Source organism: Ruegeria sp. YKSF070 (assembly GCF_059612725.1).
Window position 1 is genome coordinate 14,695 of sequence record NZ_JBXWRD010000003.1, and the last position, 13,589, is coordinate 28,283.

The following is a 13,589-nucleotide window of genomic DNA, read 5'->3' on the forward strand; positions in this document are numbered from 1 at the left end:
GCGATCTGGCAAGGCAAAGCGGTAAGACGTACTGTCGCGCCCATGACCTGGATCGACCGCGCCCTTGCTTTTGCCCCGATGGACTACCTAGCCGTTGCCGTCTTGCTGGCGGGGTGGCTGTGGATCGGCTGGCGGATCGAGAATCCATCGCCGGGGAGGCCTTCGGTCTCGGCCTTGATGGCGGATTTCCGACGCGACTGGATGCGCCAGATGGTGACCCGGCAGCCGCGCGTTTTCGATGCGCAGCTGATCTCGATCATGCGGCAGGGGACATCCTTCTTTGCTTCGACCGCGGTGATTGCGGTGGGCGGCGGGCTGGCGCTGATCGGCAATACCGACCGGTTGTCGGACATCGCACAAGACCTTGCGATAACCAGCGCGCCGGCGCTGGTGTGGGAGGTCAAGATATTGATCGTGCTTCTGTTTCTGTCCAATGCCTTCCTGAAATTCGTCTGGGCCAATCGCCTGTTCGGGTACTGCGCGGTGCTGATGGCCGCCGTTCCGAACGAGCCCGAGGATGCGCGCTGTCTGCCGCGCGCGGCACAGGCGGCCGAGATCTGCATCACCGCTGCGCGAAGCTTCAACAAGGGGCTGCGCTCGACCTATTTCGCGCTCGCTTCGGTGGCCTGGTTGGTCGGGCCACTGGCGCTGATCGGGGCAGGGGTGTTGACGGTTGCGGTGCTCTACCGACGCGAATTCGCCTCCCACTCGCGAACGGTCCTGCTAACCCTGCCAGCCGAAGGGAGCCTGGACACGGCATCGTGAGCGTGCCGACGGGACGACCGGGTTAGGCTGTTGCTATGCGATTTCTGATTCCGTTCCTTCTCCTGGCGGCCCCGGTTCTGGCCGATCCGCCCGCGATCGAGAAAGTCACCGCGCACCAAAGTGGCGATGGTTGGCGCTTCGATGTCACCCTGCGCCACCCCGATACCGGCTGGGATCACTATGCCGATGGCTGGCGGGTGTTGGATATGCAGGGGCAGGAGTTGGGGATGCGTACCTTGTTCCATCCGCATGAGACCGAGCAGCCCTTTACCCGCTCGCTGGGTGGGGTGGCTGTCCCAGCGGGCACCCGGCAGGTACAGATCGAGGCGCGTTGCAATGTGGATGGTTGGGCGCCGCTGCGTCTGGTCGTGGACCTGCCTTGACCTGAACGGACACGGGCAGCAACGCAAAAGGGGCCGGTTGTCCGGCCCCTGCGTGTTGGTCCTGTGCCGGATTTCAGCCCGGCGACATGCCGCGCAGCTTTTCGGAACGACGCCGCAGCAGTTCCACCACGGTCAACAGCGCAATCGAGATCACGACGAGGATCGTGGCCACCGACAGGATTGCCGGGCTGATCTGTTCGCGGATACCGTTCCACATCTGGCGCGGGATGGTCTGTTCGTCCAGGCCGCCGACAAAAAGCACCACCACAACCTCGTCAAACGAGGTGACAAAGGCGAACAGCGCACCCGAAATCACACCGGGCAGGATCAGCGGCATCTGCACCTTGAAGAAGGTGGTGACGGGATCAGCGCCCATATTCGCCGCGGCCCGCGTCAGCGAATGGTCGAACCCGACCAGCGTTGCGGTCACAGTGATGATCACGAAGGGGATGCCAAGCGTGGCATGGGCGAGAATGATACCCAGATAGGGTATGCCCCAGTCCTGAATGCCGATCGACGAGTAGAAGAAGAACAGGCCCGTCGCGGTGATGATGATCGGCACGATCATCGGCGAGATCAGGATCGCCATGACCGCGCGCCGTCCGGGCATCTCGGGCCGGGACAGGCCCAGCGCCGCGATGGTGCCCAGCGTGGTGGCCAAGATGGTCGAGAAGAAACCGATGATGATCGAGTTCTTGGTGGCCTGGATCCACTGTGCGTTCGCCCATGCGTCGGCCCACCATGAACTGTCGCGCGGTGCCTCGGGTTCAAGCATGCCAAAGGTCAGCAGCAGATCATACCAGCGGGTCGAAAACCCCTCGGCATCAAAGGACAGCATCTTGTCGGTAAAGGTGAAATAGGGCTCGGCGTTGAAGCTGAGTGGAATGATCACCAGGATCGGCGCGATCAGGAACAGAAAGATCAGTGCGCAGATCACGAGATAGGCGTAGTGCCAGACCCGTTCCAGGGGCGATGCGTGTTTGGGAAGTGCCATGTCCGATTACCCCAGTTTCAGATTGTCGATGCCGATCAGGCGATCGTACAGCCAGTAGAGAAGCAGGACGCCGGCCAGCAGCAGCGCTGCCAAGGCGGCGGCGAGCGACCAGTTCAACGATTTCTGCATGTGGAAGGCGATCAGGTTCGAGATCAGCTGACCATCTGCACCACCGACCAGCGCGGGTGTGATGTAATACCCGACCGCCAGGATGAAGACGAGCAGCGCCCCGGCGCCGATCCCGGGCACGGTCTGTGGAAAGTAGATGCGGCGGAACGCGGTCCAGCTGGTGGCGCCCAACGAGCGCGCGGCGCGTACATAGGACGGGTTGATCATCCGCATGACCGAATAGAGCGGCAGCACCATGAACGGCAGCAGGATATGCGTCATCGAGATCACGGTACCGGCCCGGTTATACATCAGCTGCAAGCGGCCATCGTCGCCAAGGATACCGAGGCCAACCAACGTATCGTTCAGCACACCCTGACTTTGAAGCAGCACCATCCAGCTGGTGGTCCGCACCAGCAGCGAGGTCCAGAAGGGCAGAAGCACCAGGATCATCAGCAGGTTGGAATGGCGTAGCGGCAGCGTCGCCAGCAGATGTGCGATCGGATAGGCCAGGATGAAGGTCAGGAAGGTGATCAACAGTGACAAGGTCAAGGTCCGCATGAACAGCTTGACATAGACCTGCCGGTTCTCGGGCACCATGGTCACCGCGCCGCTGGCATCGCGTTCGCGGTCGATGGCGGCAAGGTAGAAGTTCGTCGTGTATGAGGACGAGGCCCCGCGCATCGCCTGCCAAAGCTCGGGATTGCCCCAATCCTTGTCCAGCTCGAGAATCGCCTCCTTGTAGGGCGGTTCCAGCTTTTTGGCGCTGCGGGCGGCCTTGGTGAACATCGAACGTGAGCCCGACAGTTCATAATTGATCCGGGTGCCCGCCTGACCGGGTGCCTTCAGATCGCGCAGCGTCACCAGATCGGCGGCCAGCGCGGCAAAAGCGGCCTCGTCTGGCACCGTGCCCGGCGGGTTGGCCTCGAACCAGGCGGCAAGGTTGGTCATGATCGGGGTGCGGTCGCCCGAGGTTACGTCCTCGTGCCAGGTGAACCCGTCGTTATAGACCGAGCGGTAAAGCATCTGCCCAATCGGGAACACGAAGGTGATCAGGATGAAAGCCAGAAGCGGCAGAACTAAGAGAAAGGCGCGGCGCCGCGCACGGGCCTGCGCCCTGAGCAGCGCGCCCTTGAGCGGTTTGCCGTCCGCAGTGGTCAGCGGCTGAGCGATATCGGTCATCGGGGCTTCGTCCTGGGAAACTTGTGTGGGAAAGAGCCGCCCCGGAGAGGGGCGGCCCGGCAGTGTCAGATCAGTTCGCCAGCCAGGCGTTGAACCGCTCGTTCAGTTCAGCGTCCTTGTCGACCCAGAACTCGAAGTTGTTGACCAGAGCATTCTTCAGGGCTGCTTCCGAGGTCGGCATATGCGGTGCCATCTCGGTCTTGCCGTCCTGGTAGAGGCCGACCAGCGCGCCCGAGGACTTGCGTGCCGGGCCATAGCTGATCCACTTGGCCTGATCCGCCAGCGCTTGGGTGCTGGTGGAGAAGGCGATGAACTGCATGGCGGCGTCCTTGTTCGGTGCGCCTTTGGGGACCACGAACAGGTCGAAGTCGAGGATCTGACCGTCCCACATGATTTCGAAGGGCTGGCCTTCGGCCACAGCGGCGTTGAAGATACGGCCGTTATAGGCGGTCGACATCACCACTTCGCCGTCTGCCAGCAGCTGCGGCGGCTGTGCGCCGGCTTCCCACCAGACGATATCGTCCTTGATCCGGTCCAGCACCGCGAATGCGCGGTCTACACCTTCGTCGGTATCCAGCATCTCATAGACGTCGCCGGCCGGCACGCCGTCACCCATCAGCGCCATTTCCAGCGTGGCCTTGGCGGATTTGCGCAGGCCGCGCTTGCCGGGGATCTTGTCGGTGTCGAAGAAATCGGCGATCGAGCTGGGGGCCATTGACACGTTTGCGGTGTTGTAGGCAACCGAGGTCGACCAGACGATGTTCGCGACGGCACAATCCTGCAGCGCGCCATCGATAAAGTCGTCGGTCGCGGCGGTGCCATCGGGGGCTGCGGACAGGATTGCGGGGTCGATCTCTTCCAGCAGACCCTCGTCGCACAGGCGCACGGCGTCCGAGAATTCAACGTCAGCGACGTCGACAGACACGTTGCCGGCCTCGACCTGGGCCTTGATCGGGGTTGCCGGGTTGTCGGCGTCGACCGAGTTCACCTTGATGCCGGTCGCGGCGGTGAACGGCTTGTGATAGGCTTCTACCTGGCTCTTGGTATAGGCGCCGCCCCAGGACATCACGGTGACTTCCTGCGCGGAAACGGCAAAGGCTGCCGAGGTCAGCGCGGTTGCCAGCAAAGCTGTCTTAAGTTTCATGGATTGCTCCCTTGTTGACCCGTTTGGTTTTTTTCACGGGACCGGCCGCGACGGGCGCTGCGGCCAGATCCGGTTGCATCCGCCCCGGTTCACGAGGCGAGCGTTTCCGGCGCTGGATCAGGCGTCCAGCGCGCGGCAATCTTCGGGCAGCCAGCCGATTTCGATCTGGGCGCCGGGTTCCAGTCGCACCTGATCGGGCGCGTTCCGTGTCTTGATGATGAATTCATCGTTGCCGGCAACGCGGACACGGGTGCGGAAGATGTCACCCATGTAGATGAATTCCATCACCTCGGCCTTGAGCGTGTGCGCACCTGCTTTCAGACGGCTCTTGTTGAATTCGACACGCTCGGGGCGGATCGACACACGGGTACGCTCGCCCGGGCGGCTGACATTGACCGGTTTGCAGTCGATCAACTCGCCGTCGTCGAGACGGACCACCGCGATACCGTTGCGGATCTCCTGCACCTCGCCTTCGAGAGTGTTGTTCTCACCGATGAACTGGGCAACGAAGCTGTTGGCAGGCTGCTCATAGAGCTCGTCGGGCGGCGCCAACTGCTGGATCACACCGTCGTTGAACACCGCGACGCGGTCGGACATGGTCAGCGCCTCGGTCTGATCGTGGGTCACATAGACCACGGTGATTCCCAGATCATGTGCCAGGCGGGTGATTTCGAATTGCATCTTTTCGCGCAACTGCTTGTCCAGCGCGCCCAGCGGTTCGTCCATCAACACCAGTTCCGGTTCGAAAACCAGTGCACGGGCCAAGGCAACGCGCTGCTGCTGGCCGCCGGACAGCTGTGCCGGGCGACGGCCGCCAAAGGCGCCCATCTCGACCATGTCGAGTGCGCGCTTGATCTTGGCCTCGCGGTCGGATTTGCCGATATTGCGCACTTCCAGCGGAAACGAAAGGTTTTCGGCAATCGTCATATGCGGGAACAGGGCATAGTTCTGGAACACCATGCCGATGCCGCGCTTGTGCGGCGGGATATTGTTGATGGGCCGCCCATCCAGCTTGATTTCGCCATGTGTGGCGGTTTCGAACCCGGCCAGCATCATCAGGCAGGTTGTCTTGCCGGAACCCGACGGGCCGAGCATCGTCAGAAACTCGCCCTTGGGCATGGTCAGGTTGAGATCTTTTACAACAAGCGTTTCGCCGTCATAGCTCTTCTGGACGCGTTCGAATTCAACGAACGCATCGTTGCTGGTGCGTGTGGTCAATGCCAGCTCCCCGTACACTTACACTGCGATCTTGGCCGCTATTGCCCTGAGGTTAAGCGCGCACTGGGGGGAGTTGCAACCGATTTGCGACAGTTTAGCGACGGATGCGACGCATTGCTAAGCTGTGACCGCTAATGCTGTCGGAATAAGCAAAGCCGGCCCCATTGGGACCGGCTTGAGATTCTGTGCCGATTGTCCGCCGATCAGGAGGCGGATTTCATCAGGCCCTGTTTCTCGATTTCAGCCTGCGCCTCGTCGAGTGATTTACGGATACGCACGAACATCTCGTCGATCTCGGCCGGCGTGATCACCAGCGGCGGCGAGATGATCATCCGGTCGCCCACGTGGCGCATGATCAGGTTGTTGCGGAAGCACCGTTCGCGGCAAATATAGCCGATGGTGCCTGGTTCCGACGCGAACTTGGCGCGGCTGGCCTTGTCCGGGGTCAGCGCGATCGAGGCCATCATGCCGACGATCTTGGCTTCGCCCACCAGCGGATGGTCGGTCAGCGCCTCCCATTTTTTCTTGAGATAGGGCGCGGCCACGTTGCGGACGTGGTCGATGATGTTCTCTTCTTCAAGGATGCGCAGGTTCTCAAGCGCGACGGCGGCGGCCACCGGGTGACCAGAATAGGTGTAACCGTGATTGAACTCGTCCATACCGATCACATGGGCGACCTCGTCACAGACAATCGAACCTCCGATGGGCGCATAGCCCGAGCTGAGCCCCTTGGCGATGGTCATGATATGGGGACGGATTCCCAGGGTCTGGATCCCGAACCAGTTGCCCGTCCGGCCAAAGCCGCAGATCACCTCATCCGCGATCAGCAGGATATCGTATTTGTCACAAATCCGCTGAACCTCGGGCCAGTAGCTGTCGGGCGCGACGATCACGCCACCGGCACCCTGTACTGGCTCGGCGATAAAGGCCGCGACGCGGTCTTCACCCAGTTCCTGAATGGCTTCTTCCAGCTCGCGGGCGCGGGCCAGGCCGAATTCCTCGGGGTCCATGTCGCCGCCTTCGGCCCACCAGTTGGGCTGATTGATATGGTGAACACCTGGGATCATGCCGCTTTGCGCATGCATGCCAGCCATGCCGCCCAGTGCCGACGACCCCACGGTCGAGCCGTGATAGGCATTCTTGCGGCTGATGATGACGTTCTTTTCGGGCTTGCCCTTGTTCTGCCAATAGGTGCGGACCATGCGGATATTGGTGTCGTTGGCCTCGGACCCGCCACCGGCAAAGAACACATGGTTCAGATCGCCGGGCGCCAGCTCGGCCAGTTTCTGCGCCAGCGCGATGGCCGGCACATGGGTGGTCTTGAAGAAGGTGTTGTAATAGGGCAGCTCGCGCATCTGGCGGGCCGCGACCTCGGCCAGTTCGTCACGGCCATAGCCGATATTTACGCACCACAGCCCGGCCATCGCATCGAGGATCTCTTCGCCCTCGCTGTCGTTGAGCCAGACGCCGCGGGCGCGGGTGATGACACGGGTGCCTTCTTCGCCGAGCGCGTTGTTTGCCGAGAACGGATGCAGGTGATGGGCCGCATCCAGCGCCTGCAACTCGGCGGTGGGCATGTGATTTGTGATGGTCGCCATCGGGTGAGTCTCCTGCAAAAACGGTCTTGATGGCAGAATATGATCAAATTTGATCGTGTCAAATCGAATCGTGATCTCAGACGTTTTCCGCCAGCACTCCGGCCATCTGTTCCATGCCCTGTTCGACGTCCTGTTCCATGGCGAGAGCGACCCCATTGATATCGCCTGCGCGTAATGCATCGAGCATTTCCTTGTGCCGGTCCGGCAGGTTCTGGGTGCCGAAACGACCACAGACCACCCTTAGCGACGGCCCGAATCGCAGCCATAGCCGTTCTGCCATTTCGGTGAGGATCGGAGCGTCCGCCACCTTATAGAGCAGAGCGTGAAAATCATAGTTCGAGCGAAGATATCCGCCCACATCGCCACTCTCGATGGCCTGATCAAGTGACGAATCCAGCTCCACCAGTTGTGCCACCGCCTCGGGCGTCATCCTCTCGGCCGCGCGGCGAGCCAGTTCTGCCTCGATTGATTTCCTTACGAAAATAACCTGCTGCAAATCGTTTTGGGTCAGCACCGGTACGATGACCCGCCGGTTGCCCTGAAATGACAGCGCACCTTCGGACATCAGGCGGCGGATCGCCTCGCGTACCGGAGTCATCCCGACACCCAGCGAATCAGTCAGCCCCTGGATGGTCACGGCCTGCCCCGGAGCCAGCTCTCCGAACAGGATTCGGGCCCGCAACATCTGATAAACCTGTTCGTGAACAGGCTGTTTTCCTTCACTGGGAGTGGGCCCGGATGCAGCTTTTTTGATCATATTCAAAGGAGTTGCCCCTATTTCGTCATGACGACTTGTCATACCTGCGACTAGGTGAAAACATAAACACTGTTGCCGCAGAAGGCAAAACTTGATCAAATCTACCGAGGTGGGAAAATACCCGCCACCTTGCAGGGAGACACTCAATGACATTCAAATCGCTGACACTCACGGCGGTGGTTGCGCTGGCAAGCTCGACGGCCTTTGCGGACGAAGTGCGCGTCTACAACTGGTCGGACTATATCGACGAGGAGCTGCTGGCCAAGTTCGAGGCCGAAACCGGCATCACGCTGATCTATGACGTGTTCGACAGCAACGAGGTGCTGGAGACCAAAATGTTGGCCGGCGGGTCCGGCTATGACGTGGTTGTGCCGACCGGGACCTTCCTGCAGCGCCAGATTCAGGCGGGCGCCTTCCAAAAGCTGGACATGTCCAAGCTTCCGAACCACGCTAACATGTGGGACCAGATCGAATCCCGTACCGCGCAATACGATCCGGGCAACGAGTATTCGATCAACTACATGTGGGGGACCACCGGCTTGGGCGTGAACGTCGGCAAGGTCAAGGAAGTGCTGGGCGACGACGCGCCGATGAACAGCATGGACCTGGTGTTCAAGCCCGAGAACATGGAAAAGCTGGCCGCCTGCGGCGTGCATTTCCTGGATGCGCCGACAGAGATCATCCCCGCGACGCTGAAGTATCTGGGCGAAAACCCCGACAGCCACGACGCCGATGTGATCGCCAAGACCGAACCGGTGCTGATGGCGGTACGCCCCTACATTCAGAAGTTCCACAGTTCGGAATACATCAACGCGCTGGCTAATGGCGATATCTGCGTGGCGATCGGCTGGTCTGGCGACATCCTTCAGGCGCGTGACCGAGCGGCCGAGGCCGACAATGGCGTCGAGATCGAGTATCACGCCTTCAAGCAGGGCTCGCTGATGTGGTTCGACCAGATGGCCATTCCGGTCGACGCACCGAACCCGGATGCGGCGCATGTGTTCCTGAACTTCATCATGGACGCACAGAACATGGCCGCCGCGTCGAACTATGTCTATTACGCCAACGGTAACAAGGCGAGCCAGGAGTTTCTGGTAGAGGACGTGATCGGCGACACCGCGATCTATCCGGACGCGGAAACCATGGACAATCTCTATACCACGACGCCTTATCCGGCGAAAATCCAGCGGACGGTGACCCGTCTTTGGACCAAGGTCAAATCGGGCACCTGATCCGGTCCGGACCTTATCAGGGGCGGGCCTGACGGCCTGCCCCAGTCTCAACCCCATTTAGCCGAATACGGGGGCCAGCCTTGCAATCATCGACCTTCGCGCCTTGGGAAGACCCCGATGCGAAACCGCTGATCCGTTTCAAGAACGTGACCAAGCGGTTTGGCGAATTCACCGCCATCGACAACCTGACGCTGGATATTTTCGAGCGCGAGTTCTTTGCCCTGCTTGGCCCGTCCGGCTGTGGCAAGACCACGATGATGCGCATGCTGGCCGGGTTTGAAACCGCCACCGAGGGCGTTATCGAACTGGCGGGTCAGGACATTGCGCCGGTGCCGCCGAACAAGCGCGCTGTGAACATGATGTTCCAATCCTATGCGTTGTTCCCGCATCTCAGCGTCTGGCACAACATCGCCTTTGGTCTGCGCCGCGACCGTAAATCCAAGGCAGAGATCGAAGCCCGGGTCGAAGAGATGCTGCGTCTGGTCCGGCTTGAGAAATTTGCCCATCGCAAGCCGCACCAGATCTCGGGCGGGCAACGGCAGCGGGTGGCGCTGGCCCGGTCGCTGGCCAAGGCGCCGAAACTGTTGCTGCTGGACGAGCCGCTGGGCGCGCTGGACAAGAAACTGCGCCAGGATACCCAGTTCGAACTGATGGACATCCAGGAAAAGACCGGCACTACCTTCGTGATCGTGACGCACGATCAGGAAGAGGCAATGACCGTGGCAAGCCGTGTCGCGGTCATGGATCAGGGCCAGCTGATGCAAGTCGCCACGCCTGACCGTATCTATGAAACCCCCAATTCGGTCTATGTGGCCGACTTTATCGGCGACGTGAACATCATCGAGGGCCGCGCCACGCCCGAGGGCGAAGACGGCTATCACATTGACTGGGCCGAGGGGCAGCCGGCGCTGACCGCGAAATCCTCTGCCAAGTTCGACAAGGGGCAGAAATGCCATCTGGCAATCCGCCCCGAAAAGGTGGCGATCAGCGCCGAACGCCCTGCCGATGCCGCCAACGCAGTGCAGGGCCGGGTGCATGACATCGCTTATCTCGGCAACCTATCCACCTATTATGTGGAACTTGCCGACGGCACGATCATCAAGGCGCAGACCTCGAACACGCGCCGCATCTCGCGTCGCAGTTTTACCTGGGAAGACACCGTCTGGCTGTCATGGACAGCCACGGCGGGTGTGCTGCTGGCAAACTGATGCGCCGGTTCCTGCTGATCGCCATTCCCTATGCCTGGCTTCTGGTGCTGTTCCTGGTGCCCTTTGTCATCGTGCTGAAAATCTCGCTGTCGGATGCGGCCATCGCCCGACCGCCCTATTTCCCGCAATTCGACTGGGCCGAAGGCATCATGGCCTTTGTCCGGGAGCTGGATTTCGAAAATTTCATCTTCCTGACCGAGGATGACCTGTATTGGAAAGCCTATCTGAGCAGTCTCAAGATCGCGGTCACCGCGACCCTGCTGACGCTGGTGGCGGGCTATCCCATCGCCTATGCCATGGCGCGCGCGCCCGAGGAATGGCGCCCGACCCTGATGATGCTGGTGATCCTGCCGTTCTGGACCTCTTTCCTGATCCGGGTCTATGCGTGGATGGGTATCCTGTCGAACGAAGGTTACCTGAACCAGATCCTGCTCTGGACCGGGATCATCAACGAGCCGCTGACCATTCTGAACACCAATACGGCGGTCTATATCGGTATTGTCTATACCTATCTGCCCTTCATGATCCTGCCGATCTATTCGGCGCTTGACCGGCTGGACGGGTCGCTGATCGAGGCGGCCGAGGATTTGGGCTGTTCGCGGGCGCAGGCCTTTTGGCTGGTCACCATCCCTCTGTCCCGGCCGGGTATCATCGCCGGCTGTTTCCTGGTCTTCATCCCGGTTCTGGGTGAATTCGTGATCCCCTCGTTGCTGGGTGGTTCCGGGACGCTGATGATCGGCAAGGTTCTCTGGGAAGAGTTCTTCTCGAACCGCGACTGGCCAGTCGCCTCTGCGGTGGCGGTGGTGCTGCTGTTGATCCTCGTGGTGCCCATCGTGCTGTTCCAGCGCAACCAGCAGAAACAGGCGGAGGCCGAGAAATGAACAGGATGAGCTGGTTCAACACCGTGTCGCTGACACTGGGGTTTGCGTTTCTCTACATCCCGATGCTGATCCTGATCGTCTACAGCTTCAACGAGAGCAAGCTGGTGACGGTCTGGGCCGGGTTCTCGACCAAATGGTATGGCGAGCTGTTTCAGAATGATGCGTTTCTGAACGCGGCCTGGGTCACGCTAAAGGTGGCGGTGATGTCCTCGACCCTTGCCACCATCCTGGGCACGATGGCGGCGCTGGTGCTGGTGCGGGCAGGGCGGTTCATGGGACGTACACTGTTCTCGGGCATGATCTATGCACCGCTTGTGATGCCCGAGGTGATCACCGGCCTGTCGCTCTTGCTGCTGTTCATCGGGATCGGCCTGGATCGCGGGGTGATGACCATCGTGCTCGCGCATACGACCTTTGCAATGTGCTATGTCTCGGTGGTGGTGTCCTCGCGGCTGGTTACTTTCGACCGTTCGTTGGAAGAAGCGGCGCTGGATTTGGGCTGTTCCGCAGCCGAGGCCTTTCGGCTGGTCACCCTGCCTATCATCGCGCCCGCGGTGATCTCGGGCTGGCTTTTGGCCTTTACCCTGTCGCTGGACGATCTGGTGATCGCGTCCTTTACCTCGGGTCCTGCCGCGACAACCCTGCCGATCAAGATCTTCTCGGCGGTCCGCCTGGGGGTCAGTCCCGAGATCAACGCGCTCAGCACGATCATGATTGGCATCGTCACCGTTGGCGTGATCAGCGCCTCGTTGATCTCGAAACAGGCGCTGGTGCGCCAGAAGCGGGATGAACAGGCGGCGGCCCGCGGCTGATGCGCCGGATCTTTTCGGATTACGCCTATGGCAACGGGCCGCGCGCGGGCTGCTGGTGGGACGAGACCATCGCCGCGCCAGACTGGCCCGTTGCTGCGGGCGACATCCGGGCGGATGTCGCCATCGTTGGCGGTGGCTTTACTGGCATATCGGCCGCTTTGCACCTTGCCGAAAACGGAGTGTCAGTGGCCGTATTCGAGGCCGAAACGCCCGGTTGGGGAGCGTCGGGCCGCAATGGCGGCTTTTGTTGCCTGGGCGGCTCCAAGCTGAGCGATGCCCAGAAACGCAGACGCTATGGTGAGGCGGGGGCCCGCGCCTACGATGAGGCCGAGAAAGAGGCGGTTGCTCTTGTCGCCAGCCTGATTGAACGGCACCTGATCAGTGCTGACACCCATTCGCATGGCGAAACGCAATTGGCGCATTCCGCCCGTGCCATGGAGGCTCTACGCCGTCAGGCCGACGCGGGGCAGGGTCGATTGCATGAGAAACACGAGCTGGCGACCGAAGGTCTGAACGGAAAGTTCCTTGGCGGGCTGACCAGCGATGTCGGCTTTGCCCTGAACCCGCGAAAATATCTGTTCGGCCTGACCGCTGCTGCGGCGGGGTCGGGTGCGCGCCTGTTCCAAAACAGCCCTGTCAACCGGATCGAGCAGAGCGCGCGGGGCCATATCCTGCATACGCCAAAGGCCCGGATCGAGGCAGAGACCGTACTGATCTGCACCAACGGCTATTCCAGCGATGACATTCCGCCCTGGCTCGCTGGCCGTTACATGCCCGCGCAGTCGAGCGTTATGGTCACCCGTCCCCTGTCCGAAGCAGAACTGCAAGCGCAGGGCTGGACCTCGGACCAGATGGCCTATGACACGCGCAACCTGCTCCACTATTTTCGCCTGATGCCGGACCGGAGGTTTCTGTTCGGTATGCGCGGTGGGCTGCTTTCCTCTCCCCGTGCAGAGGCTGGCATCCACGCCCGGTTGCGTCGGCATTTCGATTCGATGTTCCCAGCATGGACCGGAGTCGAGGCAACCAACCTGTGGTCCGGGATGGTCTGTCTGACGCGGGGGTTGATGCCCTATGTTGGCCCGGTGCCGGGGACGCCGGGCCTGTTTGCCGGGCTGGCCTATCACGGTAACGGGGTGGCGATGGGAACCTATTCAGGGCGCGCATTGGCGCGGATGGCGCTGGGCTCGGACCCCAGTTTGCCGCTCGCGATGAAGACGCCCTTGGCGCGTTTTCCCCTTGGCCGGTTCCGCCGAACCCTGATGCCGCCTGTCTATCTGGTGCTGGGTCTGGGCGATCTCTGAGCG

Annotated in this window: 13 protein-coding genes; 7 read left to right on the forward strand and 6 right to left on the reverse strand. The window is 61.2% G+C overall.

Annotated elements, in window-relative coordinates:
* Positions 1 to 42: 42 nt before the first annotated feature.
* On the forward strand, positions 43 to 765 hold the full coding sequence (locus AC2FL1_RS02095) for a DUF599 domain-containing protein (RefSeq protein WP_496875832.1): 723 nt from the start codon (positions 43 to 45) through the stop codon (positions 763 to 765).
* A 35-nt stretch (positions 766 to 800) separates the two neighbouring features.
* Positions 801 to 1,148 (forward strand): hypothetical protein, encoded by a 348-nt coding sequence (locus tag AC2FL1_RS02100; protein WP_496826729.1) that lies wholly within the window; start codon positions 801 to 803, stop codon positions 1,146 to 1,148.
* Positions 1,149 to 1,221: 73 nt separating this feature from the next.
* Here AC2FL1_RS02100 and AC2FL1_RS02105 read toward each other — a convergent pair whose 3' ends face one another.
* From AC2FL1_RS02105 to AC2FL1_RS02130, 6 genes are all read right to left on the reverse strand, one after another.
* A complete protein-coding gene (locus AC2FL1_RS02105; protein ID WP_234138237.1) occupies positions 1,222 to 2,142 on the reverse strand; it encodes an ABC transporter permease in 921 nt (306 codons plus the stop codon).
* A gap of 6 nt (positions 2,143 to 2,148) precedes the next feature.
* A complete protein-coding gene (locus AC2FL1_RS02110) occupies positions 2,149 to 3,432 on the reverse strand; it encodes an ABC transporter permease (protein WP_496826727.1) in 1,284 nt (427 codons plus the stop codon).
* 70 nt (positions 3,433 to 3,502) lie between these two features.
* Positions 3,503 to 4,576: an ABC transporter substrate-binding protein gene (locus tag AC2FL1_RS02115; protein ID WP_496826725.1), complete on the reverse strand. Its 1,074-nt coding sequence runs from the start codon at positions 4,574 to 4,576 to the stop codon at positions 3,503 to 3,505.
* Between the two features lie 117 nt (positions 4,577 to 4,693).
* The gene (locus AC2FL1_RS02120; RefSeq protein WP_238904674.1) at positions 4,694 to 5,794 is read right to left on the reverse strand and encodes an ABC transporter ATP-binding protein; all 1,101 of its coding nucleotides are present in this window, start codon (positions 5,792 to 5,794) and stop codon (positions 4,694 to 4,696) included.
* A gap of 203 nt (positions 5,795 to 5,997) precedes the next feature.
* On the reverse strand, positions 5,998 to 7,392 hold the full coding sequence (locus AC2FL1_RS02125) for an aspartate aminotransferase family protein (protein ID WP_496826722.1): 1,395 nt from the start codon (positions 7,390 to 7,392) through the stop codon (positions 5,998 to 6,000).
* A gap of 76 nt (positions 7,393 to 7,468) precedes the next feature.
* Positions 7,469 to 8,149, reverse strand: coding sequence for a GntR family transcriptional regulator (locus tag AC2FL1_RS02130; protein WP_496826721.1), 681 nt, complete (start codon positions 8,147 to 8,149; stop codon positions 7,469 to 7,471).
* A gap of 146 nt (positions 8,150 to 8,295) precedes the next feature.
* Between AC2FL1_RS02130 and AC2FL1_RS02135 the strand changes: the two genes are divergently transcribed.
* The 5 genes from AC2FL1_RS02135 to AC2FL1_RS02155 all read left to right on the forward strand — a co-directional run bounded on the left by AC2FL1_RS02135 (position 8,296) and on the right by AC2FL1_RS02155 (position 13,586).
* On the forward strand, positions 8,296 to 9,381 hold the full coding sequence (locus tag AC2FL1_RS02135; RefSeq protein ID WP_496875833.1) for a polyamine ABC transporter substrate-binding protein: 1,086 nt from the start codon (positions 8,296 to 8,298) through the stop codon (positions 9,379 to 9,381).
* Between the two features lie 80 nt (positions 9,382 to 9,461).
* Positions 9,462 to 10,589: an ABC transporter ATP-binding protein gene (locus AC2FL1_RS02140; RefSeq protein WP_496875834.1), complete on the forward strand. Its 1,128-nt coding sequence runs from the start codon at positions 9,462 to 9,464 to the stop codon at positions 10,587 to 10,589.
* Positions 10,589 to 11,470 (forward strand): ABC transporter permease subunit, encoded by an 882-nt coding sequence (locus tag AC2FL1_RS02145; protein ID WP_496826715.1) that lies wholly within the window; start codon positions 10,589 to 10,591, stop codon positions 11,468 to 11,470. Before AC2FL1_RS02140 ends, AC2FL1_RS02145 begins: the two co-directional genes overlap by 1 nt.
* Positions 11,467 to 12,282: an ABC transporter permease subunit gene (locus AC2FL1_RS02150; RefSeq protein ID WP_011049149.1), complete on the forward strand. Its 816-nt coding sequence runs from the start codon at positions 11,467 to 11,469 to the stop codon at positions 12,280 to 12,282. The genes AC2FL1_RS02145 and AC2FL1_RS02150 overlap by 4 nt, the downstream gene beginning before the upstream one ends.
* Complete coding sequence (locus AC2FL1_RS02155) at positions 12,282 to 13,586, forward strand: NAD(P)/FAD-dependent oxidoreductase (protein WP_496875835.1); 1,305 nt, start codon at positions 12,282 to 12,284, stop codon at positions 13,584 to 13,586. The genes AC2FL1_RS02150 and AC2FL1_RS02155 overlap by 1 nt, the downstream gene beginning before the upstream one ends.
* Positions 13,587 to 13,589 lie beyond the last annotated feature (3 nt).